The organism is Bacteroides sp. NSJ-48, from assembly GCF_014287405.1.
GTDB lineage: Bacteria > Bacteroidota > Bacteroidia > Bacteroidales > Bacteroidaceae > Bacteroides > Bacteroides stercoris.
Window position 1 is genome coordinate 42,043 of record NZ_JACOOD010000013.1, and the last position, 25,188, is coordinate 67,230.

Annotated in this window: 23 protein-coding genes; 13 read left to right on the forward strand and 10 right to left on the reverse strand. The window is 45.2% G+C overall.

What is annotated here, in order from left to right:
* Positions 1-13: 13 nt before the first annotated feature.
* Together H8S52_RS08195 and H8S52_RS08200 are read right to left on the reverse strand one after the other, a co-directional pair.
* Positions 14-1,243 carry a DUF4861 domain-containing protein gene (locus H8S52_RS08195; protein ID WP_186909617.1) on the reverse strand — a complete coding sequence of 410 codons (1,230 nt, stop codon included), beginning with the start codon at positions 1,241-1,243 and terminating at the stop codon, positions 14-16.
* Between the two features lie 107 nt (positions 1,244-1,350).
* Positions 1,351-2,952 carry a glycoside hydrolase family 28 protein gene (locus tag H8S52_RS08200; RefSeq protein ID WP_186909618.1) on the reverse strand — a complete coding sequence of 534 codons (1,602 nt, stop codon included), beginning with the start codon at positions 2,950-2,952 and terminating at the stop codon, positions 1,351-1,353.
* Positions 2,953-3,286: 334 nt separating this feature from the next.
* Here H8S52_RS08200 and H8S52_RS08205 point away from each other — a divergent pair, with 334 nt between their 5' ends.
* Entirely contained in the window at positions 3,287-4,144 is an 858-nt protein-coding gene (locus H8S52_RS08205; RefSeq protein WP_005657379.1) for an enoyl-ACP reductase, read from the forward strand.
* 153 nt (positions 4,145-4,297) lie between these two features.
* Positions 4,298-5,002, forward strand: coding sequence for an SAM-dependent methyltransferase (locus H8S52_RS08210; protein WP_117955196.1), 705 nt, complete (start codon positions 4,298-4,300; stop codon positions 5,000-5,002).
* Here the strand turns inward: H8S52_RS08210 and H8S52_RS08215 are convergent.
* The 4 genes from H8S52_RS08215 to H8S52_RS08230 form a co-directional block, all read right to left on the reverse strand.
* Positions 4,968-6,086, reverse strand: a complete 1,119-nt coding sequence (locus H8S52_RS08215) for a hypothetical protein (protein ID WP_186909619.1) — start codon at positions 6,084-6,086, stop codon at positions 4,968-4,970. The genes H8S52_RS08210 and H8S52_RS08215 overlap by 35 nt on opposite strands.
* A 59-nt stretch (positions 6,087-6,145) precedes the next feature.
* The gene (gene lipA / locus H8S52_RS08220; protein ID WP_117741693.1) at positions 6,146-7,009 is read right to left on the reverse strand and encodes a lipoyl synthase; all 864 of its coding nucleotides are present in this window, start codon (positions 7,007-7,009) and stop codon (positions 6,146-6,148) included.
* Positions 7,010-9,226 carry a S9 family peptidase gene (locus H8S52_RS08225; RefSeq protein WP_186909620.1) on the reverse strand — a complete coding sequence of 739 codons (2,217 nt, stop codon included), beginning with the start codon at positions 9,224-9,226 and terminating at the stop codon, positions 7,010-7,012. It abuts the gene before it with no gap.
* Between the two features lie 163 nt (positions 9,227-9,389).
* On the reverse strand, positions 9,390-10,541 hold the full coding sequence (locus H8S52_RS08230) for a sugar MFS transporter (protein ID WP_117985839.1): 1,152 nt from the start codon (positions 10,539-10,541) through the stop codon (positions 9,390-9,392).
* A 249-nt stretch (positions 10,542-10,790) separates the two neighbouring features.
* On the opposite strand from H8S52_RS08230, the gene H8S52_RS08235 reads away from it, so the two are divergent.
* From H8S52_RS08235 to H8S52_RS08265, 7 genes are all read left to right on the forward strand, one after another.
* Positions 10,791-11,717 carry a TIGR01212 family radical SAM protein gene (locus H8S52_RS08235; protein WP_186909621.1) on the forward strand — a complete coding sequence of 309 codons (927 nt, stop codon included), beginning with the start codon at positions 10,791-10,793 and terminating at the stop codon, positions 11,715-11,717.
* Positions 11,718-11,781: 64 nt separating this feature from the next.
* Positions 11,782-12,981: an FprA family A-type flavoprotein gene (locus H8S52_RS08240; protein WP_005657367.1), complete on the forward strand. Its 1,200-nt coding sequence runs from the start codon at positions 11,782-11,784 to the stop codon at positions 12,979-12,981.
* A gap of 38 nt (positions 12,982-13,019) precedes the next feature.
* Complete coding sequence (nagB, locus tag H8S52_RS08245; RefSeq protein WP_022103711.1) at positions 13,020-13,832, forward strand: glucosamine-6-phosphate deaminase; 813 nt, start codon at positions 13,020-13,022, stop codon at positions 13,830-13,832.
* 212 nt (positions 13,833-14,044) lie between these two features.
* Positions 14,045-14,560 carry a methylated-DNA--[protein]-cysteine S-methyltransferase gene (locus H8S52_RS08250; RefSeq protein WP_186909622.1) on the forward strand — a complete coding sequence of 172 codons (516 nt, stop codon included), beginning with the start codon at positions 14,045-14,047 and terminating at the stop codon, positions 14,558-14,560.
* A 190-nt stretch (positions 14,561-14,750) separates the two neighbouring features.
* The gene (locus tag H8S52_RS08255) at positions 14,751-16,907 is read left to right on the forward strand and encodes a translation factor GTPase family protein (protein WP_005657363.1); all 2,157 of its coding nucleotides are present in this window, start codon (positions 14,751-14,753) and stop codon (positions 16,905-16,907) included.
* A 261-nt stretch (positions 16,908-17,168) separates the two neighbouring features.
* The gene (locus H8S52_RS08260; protein ID WP_005657362.1) at positions 17,169-18,710 is read left to right on the forward strand and encodes a sensor histidine kinase KdpD; all 1,542 of its coding nucleotides are present in this window, start codon (positions 17,169-17,171) and stop codon (positions 18,708-18,710) included.
* Between the two features lie 5 nt (positions 18,711-18,715).
* Positions 18,716-19,417 carry a response regulator transcription factor gene (locus H8S52_RS08265; protein WP_005657361.1) on the forward strand — a complete coding sequence of 234 codons (702 nt, stop codon included), beginning with the start codon at positions 18,716-18,718 and terminating at the stop codon, positions 19,415-19,417.
* A gap of 81 nt (positions 19,418-19,498) precedes the next feature.
* Here H8S52_RS08265 and H8S52_RS08270 read toward each other — a convergent pair whose 3' ends face one another.
* Together H8S52_RS08270 and H8S52_RS08275 are read right to left on the reverse strand one after the other, a co-directional pair.
* Complete coding sequence (locus H8S52_RS08270; RefSeq protein WP_005657360.1) at positions 19,499-19,675, reverse strand: hypothetical protein; 177 nt, start codon at positions 19,673-19,675, stop codon at positions 19,499-19,501.
* A 143-nt stretch (positions 19,676-19,818) separates the two neighbouring features.
* Positions 19,819-20,265, reverse strand: coding sequence for a MarR family winged helix-turn-helix transcriptional regulator (locus H8S52_RS08275; protein ID WP_022103713.1), 447 nt, complete (start codon positions 20,263-20,265; stop codon positions 19,819-19,821).
* 148 nt (positions 20,266-20,413) lie between these two features.
* On the opposite strand from H8S52_RS08275, the gene rpsF reads away from it, so the two are divergent.
* From rpsF to rplI, 3 genes are read left to right on the forward strand one after another with little or no spacing between them, the layout of a single operon-like run.
* The gene (gene rpsF / locus H8S52_RS08280; RefSeq protein WP_005657357.1) at positions 20,414-20,758 is read left to right on the forward strand and encodes a 30S ribosomal protein S6; all 345 of its coding nucleotides are present in this window, start codon (positions 20,414-20,416) and stop codon (positions 20,756-20,758) included.
* A 2-nt stretch (positions 20,759-20,760) separates the two neighbouring features.
* Positions 20,761-21,033: a 30S ribosomal protein S18 gene (rpsR, locus tag H8S52_RS08285; RefSeq protein WP_004288442.1), complete on the forward strand. Its 273-nt coding sequence runs from the start codon at positions 20,761-20,763 to the stop codon at positions 21,031-21,033.
* A 15-nt stretch (positions 21,034-21,048) separates the two neighbouring features.
* The gene (rplI, locus tag H8S52_RS08290) at positions 21,049-21,498 is read left to right on the forward strand and encodes a 50S ribosomal protein L9 (protein ID WP_005657356.1); all 450 of its coding nucleotides are present in this window, start codon (positions 21,049-21,051) and stop codon (positions 21,496-21,498) included.
* Positions 21,499-21,726: 228 nt separating this feature from the next.
* Here rplI and H8S52_RS08295 read toward each other — a convergent pair whose 3' ends face one another.
* Complete coding sequence (locus tag H8S52_RS08295) at positions 21,727-21,933, reverse strand: hypothetical protein (RefSeq protein WP_005657353.1); 207 nt, start codon at positions 21,931-21,933, stop codon at positions 21,727-21,729.
* Positions 21,934-22,090: 157 nt separating this feature from the next.
* Positions 22,091-23,764: a long-chain fatty acid--CoA ligase gene (locus H8S52_RS08300; protein WP_186909623.1), complete on the reverse strand. Its 1,674-nt coding sequence runs from the start codon at positions 23,762-23,764 to the stop codon at positions 22,091-22,093.
* Between the two features lie 84 nt (positions 23,765-23,848).
* Between H8S52_RS08300 and mtaB the strand changes: the two genes are divergently transcribed.
* A complete protein-coding gene (gene mtaB / locus H8S52_RS08305) occupies positions 23,849-25,171 on the forward strand; it encodes a tRNA (N(6)-L-threonylcarbamoyladenosine(37)-C(2))-methylthiotransferase MtaB (protein WP_186909624.1) in 1,323 nt (440 codons plus the stop codon).
* The last annotated feature ends 17 nt before the right edge of the window (positions 25,172-25,188 follow it).

A 25,188-nucleotide genomic window follows, 5' to 3' on the forward strand; every position in this document is an offset into this window, starting at 1 on the left:
ATTCTTTGAGTGTTTAATTCTTGATTTTAATCTGAACCGGGTGTTGCAACTCTTCTTTCCACTCGCGCATATAGGCAAACCATGCTTCGGGAGTAGGATATCCGAAAGTTTCCTTGCATGAAGTAAACATGGTGTAATGGTGGAAACGGTCGCTACCCGGTGCAGAAAGGGTATAAAGGAAATTATCTTTATCTTTTACTTCCTGACGGATATATTTCTGAGGAATATAGGTGGCAATGCCCACTGTCTCTTTGGCGTATTTTACGGTGTCGTTGACCGGCCAGTGCCTTCCCCAACTGCCTATCAATCCTTTGTGATCTGATTCCGAGCGTGTTTCGTTGCCCATGATATTCTGCACACCGGTACAGAACACTTCGTTCTCCAGCGGTTCGTCAAAGAAAGTCTCTACCAGCAGGTCACGGTGTCCGGCATAAAGGATATAGCGGTTGGTCATGTTCAATTCTTTTCCCTGATAGTTCCAGCCTTTTACGGCTACATCGACTATGGTGCGTACAGGGCCGTAAGCAAGAATACTTTCGGTGCGGAAAGCTATCGGTTCTATGTGGGTGGCCCTCGTTCCGTCCCAACCTTTCAGGGCGCCGACACCGCAACTGTTGCCAACCATCAGTACATCGTCTCCGAATCCGCGTGCAAGCTGTTCGTCATTGGGATAGAAACCGCTTTCCTTGATTTCCAGTCCTTTTTTGAACTTGCCATACGGGTCAACGGTTTGTTTTTGATTGAAATAAACGCGGTAGGCCACCAATTCCGATTCGAACATCGGTCCGTGCCCGTGTAGCATATTATAAAAATTGGTAGTGCCCGGTACTGTAACCGACTGTGTGGGGGCGTGCTTCTGCTTTTTTGCATCGCGTATCAGCATTTCGGCAAATACACGTGCCGGATAGGTCTTGTCTGTTTGGGCAGAAGACAAGGTAACTGCCAGCGTTTTTTTGCTTCGGGCAGGAATATCCATGACAAATGCCAGTTCATCGGCTTTTAAATCGCCGTTCAAGTCGTCCAGTTGCGAGGGGATTTCCTCACTGCCGTTCATTACAACAGCCGAACGTACGCGGAAGCCGGGTTGCAGGTCTTTGATTTTCAGTACTACCGGAGCATCGCTCTTGTCCTTGCTCCATGAGTTGGTTACTTCTACCGAAATGGTTTTGGTATTTGGTTGTGATTGTGCGGCAAGCGTGCATGCGCACATTAACAGGAAACCGGTTAAAAAGGTCGTTTTCATAAGGAATGTGTTTAATAAACTGCGGCAAAATTAAACTAAATAGAGCAGACAGCTCTTTCCCTTTTGGCAAAAAGACTGTCTGCTTTGCGCTTATTGCTTATTGAACTTTACTTAAAATCCAGCACTTTTCCTTCTGCGTCAATAGCGGAATATACCTTTCCGTCCACTTTCAGATTTTTGGCGTTTTTCACATCCAATGTGTGTCCCTTAGTCTCTATATGTATGTTTTCCAATGTGACACCTTCCGCCTGGCTGATGACAACGCCTTCTTTGGCATCGTTGATGATTACATCCTTTACGGTTACATTCTTGATGGGCATTTCGGGCAGTCCGTTGAAGAACATGGCGCGTCCGGAACCCTTGCAGATGATATTGGAGATATGAATATCCCGGAAAGACGGTGTTTCAACGGTCACTTGGGGAACTGCTGTCTTCATGCGGCCTTTCAGGTCTTCTTCCGTTTCTTCACCGGCAGCCTTGCCGCCATAGAATAGGTCGAAGAGCAGTGCTTCGTGGGGTATATCAATCATGTGGATGTTGTGAATATAGATTCCCTCTACAACACCGCCGCGTCCTCTGGTGCTTTTAAAGCGCAAACCTACGTCTGTGCCGAGGAAAGTGCAATCTGTTACATAAATATTTTTCACGCCGCCGGACATTTCACTGCCCACAACGAAACCGCCATGACCGTGTAACACAGTGTTATTCTTTACGATAACGTTCTGGCAAGGTTCACCGCGTTTGCGTCCGTCCTCGTCTTTACCGGATTTGATGCAGATGGCATCGTCACCGGCATCGAAGATGTTATTGATTATCAATGCATTCTTGCAGGATTCCAAATCCAGGGCATCGCCGTTCTGAGAATACCAGGGATTGAATACTTTTACTTGGTTAATGGTGATGTGCTCGCATGATAGCGGATGCAGACACCAGCTTGGTGAGTTCTTGAATGTAACACCCTCTAACAGGACTCTTTTACTCTTGACGATATTGAGCAATACGGGGCGCAACCACGGACGGATTTCATTCCATTCCTCGTCTGTTTCGATACCTTCGGGATTATTGAAGTTCTTGCAGGCCAATGCTCCCTTTAGCGATCCGGCTGTGGGATACCATATGGATTTGTCTACTACACCGCCCGACTTGACAAGTGCATCCCATTGGCCGGCAGTCAGTTTGCTTTTTTTCACCGGACGCCAGCTATCGCCCGAACCGTCGAATACACCATAGCCTGTAATGGCTATGTTTTCTGCGTTGCGCGCAGAAATAGGCGACTGGCAACGGCGGGTATTCAACCCTTCAAACGATGTCTCAAGAATGGGATAGGCATTGAAATCATCTGTAAAGACAACGAGGGCATTTTTCTCCGTATGCAGATTGACGTTGCTCAATAACTCAATAGGACCTGTCAGCCACAATCCTTCTGGAATGACTACTTTACCGCCGCCTTTTGCATTGACGGCTTTAATGGCATCATTAATCGCTTTTGTGTTTAAGGTAGTTCCGTCGCTTTTGGCTCCGAATTGCAGGATACTGACTGTATAATCAGGAAACGACGGCTGCTCAACCTTTGGCATGTTGAAAGGCAATTCTTTATAGATGTTCTCATCTATAGAATTTTTGCATTGGGCATGAACAGCATTCTGTGCAGGCAGTAATGCAAGAGAAAATGTGGTAAGCGTAAATAGCTTTTTTAGTAATGTGTTCATTCGTGATACTATGTTAATGAATTTATGAATTCTGATTTGCGGATTAAGCGGCATTTCCTAATCTTTACTTTCCATCTTATTACTTCCCCGTAAGCTGCTCTCACGAGTGGCTTACGAAAGAAATAATAAATGATTCATGTTAACCTAATTCTAACCTTAAATAAATTATTATGAAAAAACCTCTTAATTACCGTTTGCAAATGTATCGGGCTTTGGTAGAAAAGATGTGTACAAATTGTTGGTTTTGGTGTATTTTTTGCGGTTTTACCCTTTTCTTTGCGTGCATTCGGGGTTTTTGCACTATCTTTGCAACTCAAAACTTAGTAAAAAAGGTATGAGTTACAATTTGTTGAAAGGAAAAAGAGGCATTATTTTTGGTGCTCTGAATGAGCAGTCCATTGCCTGGAAAGTAGCAGAAAAAGCAGTAGAAGAAGGTGCAACGATCACCTTGTCCAATACACCTGTCGCTGTACGTATGGGTGAAGTTTCAGCATTGGCCGAAAAACTGAATTGCGAAGTCATAGCAGCGGATGCCACCAGTGTGGAAGATTTGGAGAATGTATTCAAACGCTCTATGGAAGTGCTGGGCGGTCAGGTGGATTTTGTCCTTCATTCTATCGGTATGTCTCCTAATGTACGCAAGAAACGTACATACGATGACTTGGATTACGATATGTTGGATAAGACGCTGGACATTTCGGCAATATCTTTCCATAAGATGATACAGGCTGCCAAGAAGATGAACGCTATTGCCGAATACGGTTCTATCGTAGCTTTGAGTTATGTGGCAGCGCAACGTACGTTCTACGGTTACAATGATATGGCGGATGCAAAAGCACTGTTGGAGTCTATTGCCCGTAGCTTTGGTTATATCTACGGACGTGAGCACAATGTACGTGTCAACACAATTTCCCAGTCTCCGACAATGACCACTGCCGGTTCGGGTGTAAAGGGTATGGACAAACTGTTCGACTTTGCCAACCGTATGTCTCCGCTGGGTAATGCTTCGGCTGACGAATGTGCGGATTACTGTATCGTTATGTTCTCCGACTTAACCCGTAAGGTTACTATGCAGAATTTGTTCCACGATGGCGGTTTCTCCAGCGTAGGTATGAGTTTGCGCGCTATGGCTACTTATGAAAAAGGTCTGGATGAGTACAAAGACGAAAACGGAAATATAATCTACGGATAAAAAAGGATGATGAAGCGGTAAAGTGATAGGGTATTCAGGCTCATAGCCTTATCGCCTTACCGCTTTACCGCTTTACCGCTTTACCGCTTTACCGCTTTTTTATATCCCTTTATAAATCTTACCACTCTATTTTTATTTCTTTAGTTGATTTACATGGAAACTGCTCTTTATCTGTTGCCTGTTACTTTAGGCGATACTCCTGTTGAAACCGTATTACCCTCTTATAATAAAGAAGTGATTTTAGGTATCCGTCATTTTATAGTGGAGGATGTGCGTTCGGCACGTCGTTTCCTGAAGAAAGTCGACAGGGAAATAGATATTGATTCGCTTACGTTCTATACGCTCAATAAGCATACTTCACCGGAAGATATATCCGGATATTTGAAACCGCTTGAGGCAGGAAATCCAATGGGAGTGATTTCCGAGGCAGGATGTCCGGCTGTTGCCGATCCGGGGGCGGATGTGGTGGCTATAGCGCAGCGTAAGAACTTGAGGGTGGTTCCTTTGGTCGGGCCTTCTTCAATCATATTATCGGTTATGGGTTCCGGTTTTAACGGACAGAGTTTTGCCTTTCACGGATATTTGCCTATTGAACCCGGTGAGCGTGCCAAGAAACTGAAAGCGTTGGAACAACGCATGTATAATGAGCATCAGACCCAGCTTTTTATAGAGACTCCCTATCGTAACAATAAGATGATAGAGGATATTCTGCATAACTGCCGTCCTCAGACCAAACTTTGCATTGCTGCCGATATTACATGTGAGGGAGAGTATATTAAAACGAAAACGGTGAAAGAATGGAAAGGGAAGGTTCCCGATTTGTCTAAAATTCCTTGTATTTTTCTCTTGTATAAATAATTTCTTTTGTGTGTTCGTATTCACGTTCGAAACAACTGCTGAAAAAGTTTCTGTGAAGGTTATGCTCTATTTGCTGGAATGTCCAAAGTTTTCCGTCTTTGAACTTTTTGTTGCATAGGATGGAATCATTGTTCAGGTCAAGGATAAAGTTGTAGACCAGGCGGTTGGTAATTTCATTCTCAAAGTGGTACATGAAACAGAAGTGGAGATTTTGGGGCGGAGCTGAGGGAAGGATTTCTTGTAAGATTCTTTCAGCACCTTGTTCCAGAGTTTCTCCATACAATAAGTAGTTCTCCATTAATATATCCGTTTTGCCTTTTTCGAGTATGCTGCATTGAGGACGGGGCAGTAAAAACAGCATACCGTGTGAAGTTACGGTGATGCGGATAACGGGATTGATATATTCGTTTTTCCGGTTGATGGCTTCTGAGGCCATTGCTTTTCCAATAACATCTCCTTTTTTTGTCACGATAGGTACAAATACGGTATGACTCATTATCTTGTTGAAATAGTATATGCCGAACTGATTGAACAAGATACCCAGTATGAATACGCAGGGCGGCATGATACGGAATAAAATGTAGCGTAGCGTATCGTTCAGCGGATGCCCGAACAATATGGCAAGCGATATGATAAGAAAATGCAGGAAACCGATGAGCAGTAATACACGGGCCGATACTATGGCGGCTTCGGCTCCTTGTGCAAAAAACTGCTTGCAGCATTTATGGGTCTGGGCTGTGTGATAGTTCAAAAAGCGTCTTCTATTCAGAAAGATGATGAGCGGAGGTATAATCGCACTGATTTCCAGCGTAAACGGAAACATTGCTTCCGGACAATAATCAGCGGAAAAAAAGGAAGTTATTGTCAATAACAGTAACATTCCTGTCGTGCTGTATAATATGAATTGGGGGATATGCGGCCCCTTGCGCTGCCACATATAGATACTGGACAACACACCTACGCCTGCACCGATGTAGATAGCAATGTCTTGTATTATGAATTCACATAATATAATGGATATAATAACGGGAATATATCCGAGCGACATATTAAACTTAGATGATAGAATTCGTTGCTTGCCCATTACTACGCTATTTTGCCGTTTCCTATTCAACAAACAGCCGGTATAAAATGTTCTTTATTTCATTTTTTTTGTAGATATTGGGTTGATTTTTCTGCATGGTAGGACGAACGGACCAATGGTGCGCTTTCTACCTGGGTGAATCCTTTTTTTAATCCGAGTTCCTTGTAGGCGGTAAATTGGGCAGGGGTAACATATTCTGCTACGGGATAATGCTTATGCGTAGGTTGCAGATATTGTCCGATAGTGAGTATCCGGCAACCTGCGTCGCGCAGGTCGTCCATGAGCGCTGCCACTTCATCCGGAGTTTCCCCCAATCCTACCATAATGCCGGATTTGGCAACAGTGCCGCTTTCGGATATCTGCCGCAATACTTCAAGACTTGTTTCATAATGAGCAGCACTCCGTACCAGCGGACTGATACGTTTTACGGTTTCCATATTATGGGAGATTATCTCCGGCCGGGCTTCGATAACCATGTCTACGAGTTCCTTTCTTCCCTGAAAGTCAGGAATCAGTACTTCAACGGTCGTATCCGGGTTGAGGCGTTTGATTTCGCGGATTGTTTGCACCCAATGGGCGGCTCCCAAATCCGGCAGGTCGTCTCTGTCTACGGAAGTGACAACGGCGTGGGAGAGCTTCATTAAGGCGATGGATTCGGCTACGTGCACCGGTTCTTGCGGGTCAAGCGGCATGGGCTTGCCTGTTTGTGTATTGCAGAACTTGCAGCAACGGGTACAGATATCTCCCCCTATCATAAAAGTGGCCGTACCTTTTCCCCAACATTCTCCCATATTGGGACAACGTCCGCTGCTGCATATCGTGTGCAGGCAGTGGGATTCTACAATGCGTTTTGTCTCGGTATAACGTTCGTTGGCACCGATACTTATTTTGAGCCATTCCGGCTTACGTACTCTTTCGCTCATTTACTTTTTCAATTCCCGATTAAAGAAGTTCGTTAATTTGGTATACAGATGCAGACGGGTGTTGCCTCCGAAGATGCTATGGTTGCGGTTGGTATAGACCTGCATGTCGAACTGTTTGCCGAGTTGCACGAGGTGTTCGGCATATTCCGCGCAATTCTGGAAATGAACGTTATCATCCGCCATGCCATGTACCAACAACAGATTGCCATGCAAATTGTTGGCACGGGTAAAGGCAGACGAGGCTTTGTAACCTTCGGCATTTTCTTTCGGGGTACGCATGAAACGTTCGCCGTATACGGTATCGTAATAGTTCCAGTCGGTAACCGGAGCAACGGCTGCTCCGGCTTTGAATACGGGAGTTCCTTCGCTCATGCTCATAATGGTCATGTAGCCGCCATAACTCCAGCCCCAGATTCCGATACGATTTTTATCTACGTAAGGTTGGCGTCCTAAGTACAGGGCGGTTTCCACTTGGTCTTTGGCTTCTTTGACACCGAGATTCAGATAGGTGCTTTTGGCAAATTCCGCACCGCGTCCGCCCGTTCCCCGTCCGTCTACGCACACTACGACATAGCCTTGGGAAGCCATGTAAGTTTCCCAGCTCACACCGAACTTGTCAAGCACCTGCTGCGAGCCTGGACCGCTGTACTGATACATCAGAACCGGATATTTTTTGCTTGCGGAGAAGTTTGCCGGCTTTATCATCCAGCCATTCAGTTCAGTGCCCTCGGAGGGCTGGAAAGAGAAGAACTCCTTCTTCGGCATATCATATCCGTTTAATTTCTGCTTCAGTGCGGCATTATCTACAAGTGTGGTCAGCGTTTTGCCGTTATTGTCGTTCAGGGTGATGACAGTCGGAATGTCCAGGCTTGAATAGCGGTTCATGAAATACTTCATGTCTGTACTGAACAGGGCGCTATTTGTCCCTGTATGCGATGATAATTTTGTTTTTTTGCCTTTGCGGTCTATCTTGTAGATAGCGCTGCGCAGCGGACTTTCTTCGTTGCTGCTGTAATAAAAATTTCCGTTTTCAGGGTCATAACCCAGAAAATCCTGTACTTCGTATGAGCCGGAAGTGACCTGTTTGATAAGATTTCCGTTTATATTGTACCAGTACAAGTGGTTGTATCCGTTTCTTTCACTGACAAAACTGAAAGTTTCCGGATAGAAAATGATGTTGTCAAATACATTCTCGCGGATATAAGTGTCGCTCTCATCACGTACGGCCAGCTTGCATACGGTACTGCGAGGGTCGGCAAAATACAGGTCGAACCGGTTCTGGTGGCGGTTCAGCGTCATGATGGCAAGCTTGTTCGGGTCTTGTGTGAAACGGATACGGGGAATGTAGCCGCCTTCTTCCAAAGGAAGATTGATTTTACGGGTTACTTTGGATTTGATATCAAAAGTATGTACGGATACTTTTGAATTCTTTTCACCTGTCTTGGGATATTTATAAGTATATTCTCCCGGGTATTTCTCGTAAGGGGCAATATGAGGCACTTCTCCGGCAAATACAGGGAAAGTATAAGAGGGAACTTCCCGTTCGTCGAAACGGATGAAAGCCAGCATCTTGCTGTCGGGACTGAATTCCAAGGCACGGTTAAATGCGAACTCTTCTTCGTATACCCAGTCTGGAATGCCGTTCAGCACTTCATTGCGGCTGCCGTCTTCGGTCACCTGGCTTTCGCTGTTGCCGTAAAGTAATTTAACGAGGAAGATGTTGTTGTCGCGCACAAAAGCCACTTGGTTTCCATCGGGCGAGAAGATGGGTACTTGTTGCGGTCCGCCGTCCGACAGTTTCTCCACTACATTGTTTATCTTGCCGTCCAAATTCCGCTTCAGGCTATATATATAATGTACTGCTGTATAAGAGTGGCGGTATACAGGCACTGTTTCTGTTGCAATAAGCAATTTGCTGCCGTCCGGAGCAAAACTGTAGCTGTCGAACTTCTTGAACGTACACTCGCGGGCAGTAGCTGCATCGAACAGCACTTCTACCGGTTTACCTGTCTTGAAAGAGTATTTGATGATTTGTGTCTTATCCGCATTCATTTGCGAATAATGTTCGCCGTCTCCCGGAATAGGGATGACACCCGAAATGTTTTGAGGGATAAATTCTCCGGATACGATTTCTTTCAAATCGAGTGGCTTGCTGTTCTGGGCAAAGCCTGCCAGTGCACAAAGGCAGAAAAAAAGTGCAAAACTTATTTTTTTCATATCTCTTAATTCGGTTATTCAGGGCAAATATACGATAAAGCGAAAATCTAATCTAATTAATTAATGATAAATTCCGTTTTGTGTCAGGAAATTTTTCCTGTTTTTTCCACCATGTCGTGAGTTTTCTTTAATAATTCCCGGCAGAATACAGAGGGTAAATAATTTATTTGAGTGAGCGCTTAAACAAAACAAGCATGATAGCCAGTGAACCTATCATTATATAAGGGTAAAGCACGATGCCGTTGTCATATGTGAAAACCATTCCCATCAGTCCGTTCATGGCAGTTTGTCCTATAAGGGCGATGGCGAGAGCTATGCCGAATGCCGTTCCCGACAATGAAGGGTAGCGGGTTCCGAGAATACTCAGGATAACCGGATAAGTAGACGATAATCCCATTCCTATTACAGCCATTCCCGCAGCAGCCCGTATGAAACCGGGAGCCGCTGTCAGCAGGGCAAAGCCTGTTGCGGTAAGGACAAGACTGTAGGGGAGCACCTTTGCCGGTTGTATCTTTTTGAAAAGTACGATTTGCAGCATACGTGCTACGGTGAGTCCGGCAACCATACAGGTGAGTGCTATCAATCCCTGATTGGCAGGTATGTCGGTTACCTGACCGAAATAACTGGTGGACCAGTTATTGCATACTCCTTCAATGCCGCTTTGAAAGAAAAGAATGAAGCTGAGCAGCAGCAGGCTGCTTTCTTTCAGCAGGCCTAATCCTTCCTTTACAGGAAATCCCTGCGCTTGTTTGGGTGCGGGAAAACGTATGGGGATGCAGAACAATATGCCTGCCAGCATAATGATGCCTATACCTTGCAGGATGGTTTCAAAAGAGTAATGCTCGGACAGGATTCCCAACAGGCTTGGTATGCCAAGCGCTCCCAACCCGTAGAACACTCCCAGGAAGCTGATCCGGGAGCCTTTTTCGGATTCTCCGGAGATGTCGGAAACCAAGGCGTTGGTTTCACCGTTAAGGATGCCGCCGCCCAGACCTATGCCTACAATGGAGATTTGAAGGAGCGGGATGCTTTCGAAAAATATCAGTCCTTCCAATCCCGATAATACGATGATGCAACTGGGCACCAACAATGCTTTGTGTCCGAAACGGTCCGCAATAGGACCGAAAATCAACGAACCGGCCAACATGCCGATGGGAAGAAAGGTTACCAGTGACGTAGTTTGCAGTCCGCTTAATTCCAGTTTTGTGACGAGAGAAGGCAGTACCGAACCCAATGTAATCATTGAAACACCGAAAAAACACATTCCGATGCACGCTGCCGTGAACACAAGATTCTTATGATAACCGCTATTCATACAAATGTTTTTTTGATGGTAGGAATATTTTGTTGTGTCTTTCCATATTATATACAAAGTTATGAATTTATTTCAATCGCTATGCTTCCGGTATTATAAATTTGCATGTAGAATATGTAATCGGACTCTGAAATGTATTTGTTGACGAATATGTGCCTCTTCCATGGCAGTTATTAACATATCTAATCCGTTTTCTATTAGTAAAAATCGAAGAAAAGTTTTACTTTTGTTTCTAAATAACATAGGCTTATGAGTGCGACTCCTCTTTATAATGAATTTCCTTCTTTCCTGAAACGTTATTTTCCGTATAAGGTACAGAAAATTTCGTTGAATGCCGAGTTTACCTGTCCCAATCGTGACGGGAGCAAGGGGTACGGCGGCTGTACCTACTGCAATAACCAGACTTTCAATCCCGACTACTGCCGTACCGAGAAGCCGATAGCCCTGCAACTGGAAGAAGGAAAGCGTTTTTTTGCGCATAAATATCCCGAAATGAAGTATCTGGCATATTTTCAGGCTTACACCAATACGTACGGAGAACTGGAGTCCTTGAAGCGGAAATATGAAGAGGCGTTGGCGGTAGACGGAGTGGTGGGGCTGGTTATCGGTACACGTCCCGACTGCATGCCCGATGATTTGCTGCGGTATCTGGAAAATCTCAACAAGCATACTTTCCTTTTGGTGGAATACGGTATTGAGAGTACTCGCGACGAGACACTCCGCCGCATTAACCGCGGGCATACTTTTCAAGTTACTGTCAATGCGGTGGAGCGTACGGCTGCTTGCGGAATACTGACCGGCGGACATGTAATCCTGGGGCTGCCGGGCGAGACTCACCGCAGTATCGTGGCACAGGCGAAGGACCTGTCGCGTTTACCGCTCACTACGCTGAAAATGCATCAGTTGCAATTGATACGCGGCACCCGTATGGCTATGGAATATGAACGGAATCCCGAAGACTTCCATCTTTTCAATGTCGATGAATATGTTGATCTCGTGGTGGAGTATGTAGAGCATCTCCGTCCGGATATTGTTCTGGAACGCTTCGTCTCCCAATCTCCCAAAGAGCTGCTTATTGCACCCGACTGGGGACTGAAAAATTATGAGTTTAACCACCGGGTGCAAAAAAGAATGAAGGAACTTGACGCATATCAAGGAAAGAAGTATGAAATGTGAGAAAAAAGACTTATTTTTGCCGCTGATTAAATATGGAATCAATCTAAATTAGAAGATAATAACAATGAACCCAAAAACAGTGATAAAAGGAAAAATCCACTATGTGGGAGTGAATGACCGCAATAAGCATTTGTTTGAAGGTATGTGGCCATTGCCTTACGGAGTGTCTTACAACTCTTACCTGATAGACGATGAAACGGTTGCGCTGATTGATACTGTAGATATTTGTTACTTTGAGGTATATCTTCGGAAGATAAAGAGCATAATCGGCGAACGTCCCATCCAGTATCTTATCATCAACCATATGGAACCGGACCATTCCGGCTCTATCCGCTTAATCAAACAGCATTATCCCGACATCATCATTGTTGGAAACAAGCAGACTTTCGGTATGATAGAAGGTTTCTATGGCGTGACGGGCGAGCAATATATGGTAAAAGATGAAGACTTTCTTGCCTTGGGCCACCACAAGCTCCGTTTCTATATGACTCCGATGGTGCACTGGCCCGAAACCATGATGACCTTCGACGAAACGGAAGGCGTGCTGTTCTCCGGTGACGGCTTCGGGTGCTTCGGTACGCTCGATGGCGGATTCCTTGATACACGCATGAATCTGGATAAGTATTGGGATGAAATGGTTCGTTATTACTCCAATATCGTGGGCAAGTACGGCTCTCCCGTGCAGAAGGCATTGGCAAAGCTGGGCGGTCTGCCCATCTCCACCATCTGCTCCACTCACGGACCGGTATGGACGGATAATATCGCCAAGGTTATCGGCATCTACGATCGCTTGAGCCGGTATGCGGCCGAAGAGGGTGTTGTCATTGTCTACGGTTCCATGTACGGCAATACCGAACAAATGGCGGAAGCCATTGCTGCGGAACTTTCCGTTCAGGGCATCAAAAATATTGTGATGCACAATGTCAGCAAAAGTAATCCGTCTTACATCATAGCCGATATATTCAAATACAGGGGTCTGATAATCGGAAGCCCCACGTATAGTAACCAGATTTATCCGGAGATAGAATCACTGCTCTCCAAGATATTGGTACGTGAGGTGAAAGGCCGTTATCTGGGTTACTTCGGTTCGTTCTGCTGGGCAGGTGCAGCCGTGAAGCGCATGGGCGAATTTGCCGAGAAAAGCAAGTTTGAAATCGTGGGCGATCCGGTGGAAATGAAGCAGGCCATGAAGGACATTACCTACGAGCAATGCGAGAATCTGGCACGCGCCATGGCGGAGCGTTTGAAGAAAGACAGACAATAAAGTTACCCCTAATTTATTAACCTGATAAAATAATTGTAATGAGACTAATCATTCAACCGGATTATCAATCCGTATCACAGTGGGCGGCACATTATGTAGCTGCCAAAATCAAGGCTGCCAATCCTACCCCCGAAAAACCGTTTGTATTGGGATGTCCCACCGGTTCTTCGCCTCTGGGTATGTACAAGGCCTTAATCGACCTGAACAAGAAAGGTATTGTATCTTTCCAGAACGTAGTGACTTTCAACATGGACGAATATGTAGGCTTGCCGAAGGAACACCCCGAAAGCTACTATTCCTTTATGTGGAACAACTTCTTCAGCCACATCGATATCAAGCCGGAAAATACCAATATCCTGAACGGCAACGCTGCCGACCTCGATGCCGAATGTGCACGTTATGAGGAAAAAATCAAGTCTTACGGCGGTATCGATCTCTTTATGGGTGGTATCGGTCCCGACGGACACATCGCTTTCAACGAGCCGGGCTCTTCCTTGTCGTCGCGTACCCGTCAGAAAACGCTGACTACCGACACCATCATTGCCAACTCCCGCTTCTTTGACAACGATGTAAACAAAGTGCCCAAAACATCTTTGACCGTAGGTGTAGGCACTGTGCTCAGCGCAAGGGAAGTGATGATTATTGTAAACGGCCATAACAAGGCCCGTGCCCTTTATCATGCGGTGGAAGGACCTGTGATGCAGATGTGGACAATCAGCGCGCTGCAGATGCACGAAAAGGGAATCATCGTTTGCGACGATGCCGCTACGGCAGAGCTGAAAGTCGGTACATACCGTTATTTCAAAGACATCGAGGCAGACCATCTCGACCCAGAGTCTTTGCTGAAATAGGAGCGATACATTTTAGATAAACGGCCGCCCGTTCTTCTCTTTGTTGTGAGAGGACGGGCGGTTTTTACTTGTAAGGAAATTTATCTGCTACGCTTTAATATGACCGTAATCAGGTATATGTATCCGGTTTCATGATAGCGTAACAGGTGTTTTTTCATTTTCAAACTCTTAAAATTGGAAACAGATAGATGTAATTATCCTATTTCTGCTGTATGAAAGATAAGAATAAAATCATAGTTAATCCCTATCAATCGCCCTGCGGCGTGTTGTTGCTTGGTTCGATAGGCGATAAACTCTGTCTTTGCGACTGGCGGACGGAAAAGCATAGTGCCCGGGTGGACAACAGACTGAAACGGATGTGGAATGCCGAATTTGAGGAAGGTACTTCGGCTGTAATTGAAAGCGCCCGGCAACAGTTGGACGAGTATTTTGCCGGAAAGTGGCAGACATTCGATATACCGCTCCTATTCATAGGTACGGATTTTCAGAAGACAGTGTGGAGTGAATTGTTGAAGATACCTTTCGGCACGTCAGTTTCCTATGGAGAAGTGGCACGGCGCATCGGCAGACCTGCGGCTGTGCGTGCTGTAGCTAATGCCAATGGAGCAAATCCGATGTCGATATTTGTTCCTTGTCACCGGGTAATCGGCAGTGACCGTTCCTTGACCGGCTACGGCGGCGGGCTTGGCTCCAAACAGAGATTACTTGAGCTGGAAGGGGTTTTGTGATATTGATTACAGGCTGAAGTGCAGCTTTTCCGGATACCATATAATAAGGTATATAGCCGATGTGTTACATAACATAGTTTAGTAACACAGACGTTTTATTGCTTTTCTTTTGATTAATTTCTAATTTGCGGCTCACTAAAATAATGGCATACGGAAGCATGCTGAGTATTCACTTTAAATCTTATATATCATGAAAGTATATCAGACGAATGAAATTAAGAACATTGCCCTCCTTGGCAATGACGGCTCGGGTAAAACCACTCTCACGGAAGCGCTGCTCTTTGAGAGTGGTATTATAAAACGTCGCGGCAGAATTACTGCCAAGAATACGGTCAGCGATTACTTTCCGGTGGAGCAGGAATACGGCTATTCTGTGTTTTCCACCGTTTTCCATGTGGAGTGGAACGGTAAGAAGCTGAATATCATAGACTGTCCGGGCAGTGACGACTTTGTGGGAGCGGCCATGACGGCACTCAACGTTACCGATACGGCTATCCTGCTGCTGAACGGACAATACGGCCCCGAGGTAGGTACTCAAAATCATTTCCGCTATACGGAGAAGTTGGGCAAACCGGTTATCTTTCTGGTAAACCAGCTTGACCATGAGAAGTGCGATTATGATATGGTATTGGAGCAACTGCAATCAATCTATGGTTCAAAAGTGGTTCCCGTTCAATACCCGCTGGCTACCGGACCTAATTTCAATTCGTTGATTGATGTACTTCTGATGAAAAAATATTCGTGGGGACCGGAAGGCGGAGCACCCACAATCGAAGATGTTCCCGCTGAGGAGATGGAGAAAGCGACCGCCATGCATAAAGCATTGGTGGAGGCCGCTGCCGAACACGATGAAACCCTGATGGAGAAATTCTTCGAACAGGATTCTCTGACCGAAGACGAGATGCGCGAGGGTATCCGCAAAGGATTGGCTTCCCGCGGCATGTTCCCCGTATTCTGCGTATGTGCGGGCAAGGATATGGGTGTGCGCCGTTTGATGGAGTTCTTGGGTAATGTCGTTCCGTTTGTAGACGAAATGCCTCCGGTGCACAATACACGCGGTGAAGTTGTGAACCCCGATTCCAACGGACCTACTTCCCTGTATTTTTTCAAGACTGCCGTTGAACCGCATATCGGTGATGTGCAGTATTTCAAGGTTATGAGCGGCAAGGTACACGAAGGAGAAGACTTTACCAATGCCGACCGCGGTTCTAAGGAGCGTATTGCGCAGATTTACGCATGTGCAGGAGCTAACCGTATCAAGGTGGAGGAAATGGTAGCCGGTGATATCGGCTGCACGGTGAAACTGAAGGATGTGCATACGGGCAATACGCTGAATGCCAAAGGGGCTGAGAATCGTTTCAACTTCATTAAATATCCGAATTCCAAATATTCCCGCGCCATCAAGCCGCTGAATGAAGCCGATACGGAAAAGATGATGGTTATCCTGAACCGTATGCGCGAGGAAGACCCGACATGGGTTATCGACCAGTCCAAGGAGTTGCGCCAGACCATTGTGCACGGACAGGGTGAATTCCACCTGCGTACATTGAAATGGCGTTTGGAGAATAACGAGAAATTGCAGGTTAAGTTCGAAGAACCGCGTATCCCGTATCGCGAAACCATCACGAAGGCTGCCCGTGCCGACTATCGCCATAAGAAACAATCCGGTGGAGCAGGACAGTTCGGTGAAGTTCACCTGATTGTAGAGCCCTATTATGAAGGCATGCCGATGCCGGAAACCTATAAGTTCAACGGGCAGGAGTTCAAGATGAACGTGAAAGGCGTTGAGGAAGTTCCGCTGGAGTGGGGCGGCAAGCTGGTGTTTGTCAACAGTATCGTGGGCGGTTCTATCGATGCCCGCTTCATGCCGGCTATCCTGAAAGGTATCATGTCCCGTATGGAGCAAGGTCCGCTCACCGGTTCGTATGCCCGCGATGTGCGCGTTATCGTATACGACGGTAAGATGCACCCGGTGGATTCCAATGAAATTTCCTTTATGCTGGCCGGTCGCAATGCGTTCAGCGAAGCGTTCAAGAATGCCGGTCCTAAGATTCTGGAACCGATATACGATGTGGAAGTGTTTGTTCCTTCCGACAAGATGGGTGATGTGATGGGTGACCTGCAAGGACGCCGCGCCATGATTATGGGTATGAGTAGCGAAGCCGGTTATGAAAAGCTGATTGCCAAAGTGCCTTTGAAAGAGATGTCGTCCTATTCTACGGCTCTGAGTTCGTTGACGGGCGGGCGCGCTTCGTTCATTATGAAGTTTGCCAGCTACGAACTTGTACCGAGCGATGTACAGGATAAACTTATCAAGGAATTTGAAGCAAAGCAGGCTGACGAATAAAGTATTTTAATAAATCGTGAAAGCCGTTGTTCGCTCATAGTGAGGAATAACGGCTTTTTTATTAACACTGGTTAAGAATGAAGGAGAATGTGAATGCTAATATTTAATTTTTTATTAAATTTGCAAACCAAAGGTGTCTCATTTTGTTATAATGCTCGTAATACAACTTAAAAAACACACTACGGTTAATTAACGAGAACACCCGGTTAAATCAGGTTAATTTGTTAGGAGTGTTAATTAGGGAGTGTTAATTTTGTGACTATGAAAAAGTCGACAATATGGATATTAGGCGTCGTTATGGGCCTTTCCTTTATCAGTTTGCTGTATCTGCAGATCAGCTATATTGAGGAAATGGTGAAGATGCGTAACGAGCAATTCGATGAATCGGTGAAGCGTGCCTTGATGGCTGCTTCGAAAGATGTGGAGTCTGCGGAGGTCGACCGCTGGTTGCGGGAGGATATCTCCGAGGCTGAGAAGAAAGCGTGGGAGCAAAGCTCGCAAGGCAAAGGAGTGGTGCAGACGCAGCGTTTTACGGTTACATCGCCGGATGGTACAAGGTATTCGGCTATCGAACTGAAGACATTTACCAACGAAGCATCAGAACTGCCCAGGGCAATGATTTCGCGTAAACACGGAACGAAAACGATACCCCAGACATCGCGTTCGCTGGCGGATGCCATAAAGAACCGTTATCTGTATCAACGCGCCTTGCTGGATGAGGTGGCCTGGCAGATGATTTACCGTGCCAGTAGTCGGCCGATAGAAGAACGGGTGAATTTTAAGAATCTGGACCAGTATCTGAAATCGGGGTTGATTGACAATGGTATCGAGCTGAACTATCACTTTAAGGTGATAGACCGGGACGGCAGGGAAGTGTATCGCTGTTCGGATTATAGCGATGAAGGCAGTGAGAGTTCCTACTCGCAGCCCTTGTTCCTGAACGACCCGCCTGCCCGTATGAGTATCGTCAAGATACATTTTCCCGGCAAGAGGGATTATATCTTCGATTCGGTCAGCTTTATGATTCCATCGATGATATTCACCTTTGTGCTGTTGATAACGTTCATCTTCACGATTTATATCGTGTTCCGCCAGAAGAAGCTGACGGAGATGAAGAATGACTTTATCAATAATATGACGCACGAATTCAAGACGCCGATTTCAACCATTTCGTTGGCGGCGCAGATGCTGAAAGACCCGGCGGTAGGCAAATCTCCGGCAATGTTCCAGCATATATCGGGTGTCATTAATGATGAGACGAAGCGGTTGAGGTTCCAGGTAGAGAAGGTTCTCCAGATGTCGATGTTCGACCGGCAGAAGGCGACATTGAAAATGAAGGAATTGGATACCAATGAACTGATTACCGGCGTAATCAATACGTTTGCCTTGAAAGTGGAACGGTACAACGGGAAGATTGAGTCGGACTTGAAAGCAACCGATCCGATAATCTTTGCAGATGAAATGCACATCACGAATGTGATTTTCAATCTCATGGATAATGCGGTGAAGTATAAAAGACCGGATGTGGACTTGCAGTTGATGGTGAAGACCTGGAATGAACCGGGTAAAGTGATGATTTCGGTGCAAGACAACGGTATAGGTATTAAGAAAGAAAACTTGAAAAAGATATTTGATAAGTTCTATCGCGTGCATACAGGTAATCTGCACGATGTTAAGGGGTTCGGACTCGGACTGGCTTATGTAAGGAAGATTATTCAAGACCATAAGGGGACCATCCGTGCGGAAAGCGAACTGAATGTTGGAACTAAATTTATTATTGCATTACCTCTATTAAAAAATTGATTGATATGGATGAGAAACTGCGTATTTTATTGTGCGAAGATGATGAGAATCTTGGCATGCTTTTAAGAGAATATTTACAGGCAAAAGGTTACGCTGCCGAGTTATATCCCGATGGAGAAGCAGGATACAAGGCTTTCCTGAAGAATAAATATGACCTGTGTGTGTTTGACGTGATGATGCCAAAGAAGGATGGCTTTACTTTGGCACAGGAGGTTCGCGCAGCAAATGCGGAAATTCCTATTATCTTCTTGACGGCCAAAACCTTGAAAGAAGATATTCTGGAAGGTTTCAAAATCGGTGCGGACGATTATATCACCAAACCGTTCAGTATGGAAGAGCTGACTTTCAGAATTGAAGCAATCTTGAGACGTGTCCGTGGCAAGAAGAACAAAGAAAGCAGCATTTACAAGATTGGTAAGTTTACGTTTGATACCCAGAAACAGATTTTGTCAACGCCTGAAAAGCAGACCAAACTGACTACAAAAGAATCCGAATTGCTGGGCTTGCTTTGTGCACACGCCAACGAAATCCTGCAACGTGACTTTGCATTGAAGACTATCTGGATTGACGATAACTACTTCAATGCGCGTAGCATGGACGTATATATTACCAAATTGCGTAAGCACCTGAAAGAAGATGAATCTATCGAGATTATCAATATTCACGGAAAGGGATATAAACTGATAACTCCGGAAGCCGAGTCCTGATGGGGAGCCGGCTTCGGACAATGGGAAATAAAAAAAGGCGGTTGCAGTGCAATCGCCTTTTTTTATTTCTTTTTCTCGGTATTAATCCGCAATTCTCTTGTTGATAAGAATGTAAGAAATCAATCCTATTACAATTAAAACAGCGCTGGTGCCCAAAATCGCGTTGTTGTTTACATTGCCGGTAAAAGAACATGCAACCAAGATTACAGCTCCTACCAAGATTAATATCAATCCCAGATTTTTTAATAAGCCTTTCATGTGTGTGTATTTTAATAGATTATTATTTTCGTATTCTTGTCACAAAGAAAAGCATAATTCTTTAACAAGCGAAATTATTTTTGCAAAAAAACTATTATTCGCTTAATTTAGTTGGTTTTCAGCTCTTCCCTATGGATTTACGGTTAGTCTTTCGTATTGAAAAATATTTTTCTCAGCACTTCTTGGCTCACGCTCAGCTCTTCGATGGTGATGCCTTGCAATGCTTCCTTTAACGTCTGGTTGGCTATGACGCGGGCGCGCTCTTCCAGTTCCTTTCCGTCTTTAGTAAGGTGTATCAGATTGGTGCGGCGGTCTTTTTTATCGGAAATGCGTACTACAAGATGCTGGCGCTCCATATTATCTATAAGGCGGGTCATGCTGGGTTTGTCTTTAAAGGTTGCATTGCACAACTCTTGCTGCGTAACTCCGTCTTTTTCCCATAAGAAGATAAGGACAGTCCACTGCTCCGGAGTGATTTCCAAACCATTCTGCCTGAAGTTGCGTGATAATTTACGGTTAATCGCGGCAGATACCTTACCATTCAGAATAGCGAATATCAGCCGGATGTCAAAGTTAAATTGCTCTATCATGAAATTATTGTTTAAACAACTTTGCAAATATAGTACAACTTGGATACAATACAAAATAAGTCCGCTTATTTTTGCAGTTCAAAATAAAATGCCTACCTTTGCACCCGCATTTAATAAACAAATAATTTATTTATTTAATTAAACGAGTATGAATCAATACGAAACCGTTTTCATTTTGACTCCCGTTTTGTCTGATGTTCAGATGAAGGAAGCGGTAGAAAAATTCAAAGGCATCCTTACTGCTGAAGGTGCTGAGATTGTAAATGAAGAAAACTGGGGACTGAAAAAACTGGCTTATCCTATCCAGAAGAAGTCAACCGGTTTCTATCAGCTGATTGAGTTCAATGCAGAACCTACTGTAATTGAGAAATTGGAAATCAACTTCCGTCGTGACGAGCGCGTAATCCGTTTCTTGACTTTCAAGCAAGACAAGTACGCTGCAGAGTACGCTGCGAAGAGAAGAAGTGTTAAATCAACTAAAAAGGAGGATTAATCATGGCACAACAAGTTCAATCAGAAATCAGATATTTAACTCCGCCCTCAGTAGACGTTAAGAAGAAAAAATACTGCCGTTTCAAAAAGAGCGGTATTAAGTACATCGACTACAAAGACCCTGAATTCTTGAAGAAATTCTTGAATGAGCAAGGTAAAATCCTTCCGCGTCGTATTACCGGTACTTCTTTGAAGTTCCAACGTCGTGTAGCTCAAGCTGTGAAGAGAGCACGTCACTTGGCGTTGCTGCCTTATGTAACTGACATGATGAAATAATAGGAGGAGGAAAGTATGGAAATTATATTGAAAGAAGACATCGTAAACTTGGGTTATAAGAACGACATCGTAACCGTTAAATCCGGTTATGGTCGTAACTACCTCATCCCGACAGGAAAAGCTGTCATCGCTTCTCCTTCTGCAAAGAAAATGCTGGCTGAAGAGCTGAAACAACGTGCTCACAAGCTGGAGAAAATCAAAAAGGATGCTGAAGAACTGGCTGCTAAGCTGGAAGGCGTATCCTTGAAGATTGCTACTAAGGTTAGTGCTACAGGTACTATCTTCGGTTCTGTAGGCAACATCCAGATTGCCGACGAGCTGGCTAAACTGGGTCATAACATCGACCGTAAGATTATCGTTGTTAAGGATGCAGTGAAAGAAGTTGGTAACTACAAGGCTATCGTTAAGCTGCACAAGGAAGTTTCTGTGGAAATTCCTTTCGAAGTAGTTGCTGAGGAAGCATAAATATAGAATTCTATATAAAAGGAAAAGTCCGGTTTCTGAAAGGAAGCCGGACTTTTTTTTGTTTTCTCCCTTTCCCGGTTATTCATTTGGGACGGAGTGAAGTTTCATGATAAGACAGATGCTTAACTTAAATGGTAAGATGTCTTCTTGTACTGATTGGATATAAAAAAAGTCTGTCCGTACTTTCGTACGTCAGACTTTCAATTCTCTCTAATTGTTGTTCTGAAATTATTCAGCTACAACTGCTGCGCTATCTGTTGCAGTAGTATCAGCTACTGATGCTGCTGCCTCAGCTGCTGCAGCTTCTACAGCTGCGATTGAGTCAGCGATACGGATTGAATCAGCTGTTGCTTGTTCAGCGTTAGCTGCTTTGTTACCACAAGATGCGAAAGATACTGCTACGATAGCTACGGCCATCAAAACTAATTTTTTCATTTTCTTTACTTTTAAAACGTAATACAATCAATTGCTTTATTAAAACGCTGCAAAGGTATGTACTTTTTGGATATGTTGTTCTCCAAAACCCAACTTTTTTTATACTTTTTTTTGAGGAAAGCCCATTTTACCCTCTTCAAGCATGTTCTATAACATATTAATCCTCTGCAATGCTGTTGTATAAATACCTTTTGATACTTCTTTTCGGGGTTTTCTCAAATTCTGTAGGATAAAGCTGTATTTGGCTGACTTTTTCGTAAGCGGCAACGCTGTTGTTCAGATTCTTGAGATTTTCATCCATGATGGTCTTTAGATTTTCCGGATTGTTCAACCCTAAAGAATCCAGTGCTTCATAGTCGGCATAGACCAGAGCTACCAATTTCCTGTTGCGCTCAATCACAAGGCTTTCCAAAACGAATGGCATATTGTTGAGGCGGGCTTCTATTTCTTCCGGGAAGATATTCTGTCCGCTGGAACTGAGAATCATAGTCTTGCTTCGTCCGCGGATGTAGAGGTTGCTATTGTCGTCCAAAGTGCCTAAGTCGCCGGTACGCAGCCAACCGTCTTCGGTAAAGACTTCCTTCGTAGCTTCCGGATTTTTATAATAGCCTGCCATCACATTTTCACCGCGTACCTGTATTTCGCCAAGCTGGTCATCCGGATTTTCTTTATAGATACGGGCTTCCATAATATCGAGCACCCGTCCAGAGGAAGTTGTTACAAATTCGTTCCATGGAGCGTAGCTGATAAGCGGAGCGCATTCCGTCATGCCGTAGCCGATGGTGAAAGGGAATTTGATGCGATGGAAGAATTCTTCCACTTCCGGATTCATGGCAGCGCCACCGATAATCACTTCTTTGAATCGGCCACCTAATGCATCTACCAGTTTTTTGCGGATTTGTCCATATATCTGTCCGTCCAGCAAAGGAATGCTGAGCGCCCATTTCATGGACTTTTTGTTGATAATAGGCTGAATGACGTTCTTGTATATCTTTTCGATAACAAGGGGGACGGTTATAATCAGATTGGGCTTTACTTCTTCAAACGCCTTCATCAGGATTTTGGGAGAAGGAATTTTCCCTAACAGTGTAACGTGAGTGCCCACGGCAGTAGCGGTCAGAAAGTCGAAAGCGCAACCGTAGGCATGTGCCAGCGGAAGGAAAGAGAGGACTTTATCACCTTTCTTCAGCAATCCGGTACGTATGCCGAAAGTTACGTTACCTGCCAGATTGTTTCCTGTCAGCATAACGCCTTTGCTGAACCCTGTCGTACCCGAGGTGTAGTTCAGCAGCATTACTTTATCATTGGAGAGGTCTGTATACGTCACATTTTCTTTTGTAAAACCGTTGGGGTAGGTTTCTTCCATTTTATCGTCCAGATGTTTGAGGAAACGCTGGATGGTTTCTCCGTCGCGCTGGTACAAGCAGCGGAAGTCGTTGAGCGAGAACACGCCGCGCAATCCGGCAAGCCGCTCTTCCTCCAGATGCTCCCAAATGGCATCGCTGGTGAAGAGGAATATCGATTCGGAATGGTTAACGATGTGGTGCACATCGTTGGGGTTGAAATCCTGTAAGATAGGAACCACAATGCCGCCATAGGTGATAACAGCCATATAGGAGATACACCAGCGGGCATTGTTTTTGCCGATGACCGCTATCTTATCGCCGCGGCGCAAGCTGCAATGTTTGAACAGCAAATGTAGTCTGGCGATTTCTTGCGCCACTTCTCCATAGGTGTAATTCCCGTTTTCTCCATAATCGGTATAGCAGGGAAGGTCCCAATTCTCGCGGAAACTATGCTCGTATAGCTTGATGAAGTTTTCTTGTATCATTGCACGTTTTTTGATGAATTGTGCAAAAGTAGGAAAAATATAATAATAATGTGTACCTTTGTCGTGAAAATGTGATTTAGACTCATGATAGATACCAGTATATTTCAAGATAAGACAGCGGTTTACTATACGTTGGGGTGTAAACTGAATTTCTCGGAAACTTCGACTATCGGTAAGGTTTTGCGGGAGGCAGGCGTGCGTACGGTGCGCAAGGGAGAGAAGGCGGATATATGTGTGGTAAACACTTGTTCGGTCACCGAGGTGGCGGATAAGAAGTGCCGCCAGGCAATTCATCGTTTGGTGAAGCAGCATCCGGGAGCTTTTGTGGTGGTAACGGGGTGCTATGCCCAGTTGAAGCCGGATGCCGTAGCAAAGATAGAAGGTGTGGATGTAGTGCTGGGTGCGGAGCAGAAGAAAGACCTGCTTCAGTATCTGGGCGATTTGCGGAAGCACGAAAGCGGTGAGGCGCATACCTCTGCCTTGAAAGATATCCGGTCGTTTGCTCCGTCGTGTTCGCGTGGTGATCGTACCCGCTTCTTCCTGAAAGTGCAGGACGGTTGCGATTATTACTGTTCTTATTGCACCATTCCTTTTGCCCGCGGCCGCAGTCGTAACGGAAGCATCGCATCTTTGGTGGAACAGGCTCGTCAGGCAGCCGCCGAAGGCGGTAAGGAGATTGTATTGACAGGGGTAAATATCGGCGATTTCGGAAAGTCGACGGGAGAAACCTTCTTCGACCTGGTGAAGGCGTTGGACGATGTGGAAGGCATTGAGCGCTATCGCATATCTTCTATTGAACCTAACTTGCTGACGGACGAAATCATTGAGTTCGTATCCCGTTCCAAGCGGTTTATGCCTCATTTCCATATTCCGTTGCAATCGGGTAGTGATGAAGTGCTGAAACTGATGCGCAGACGATATGATACGGCGTTGTTTGCTTCTAAAGTGAAACGGATAAAGGAAGTGATGCCCGATGCCTTTATCGGTGTGGACGTGATTGTAGGAACGCGTGGAGAAACGGAAGAATACTTTGAGCAGGCATACCGGTTTATTCAAAGTCTGGATGTGACGCAGCTTCATGTGTTCAGCTATTCCGAACGTCCGGGTACGCAGGCTTTGAAGATAGAGCATGTGGTGTCTTCCGAGGAAAAGCACAGACGCAGCCGGCTTCTGCTGGATTTGTCGGACGAAAAGACACGTGCGTTTTATGCCCGCCATATCGGGCAGACAATGCCTGTGCTGTTGGAACGTTCTAAACCGGGAACGCCGATGTACGGTTTCACTCCGAATTACATCCGGGTGGAAGTGCCGCATGATGATGCGCTGGATAATCAGGTAATTCCGGTGCGTATGGGCGATTTTAATGAAGAAGGCACGGCGCTTTCGGGAGCGTTTGGCGATAAGTGATTTACTCAGTAATCTGT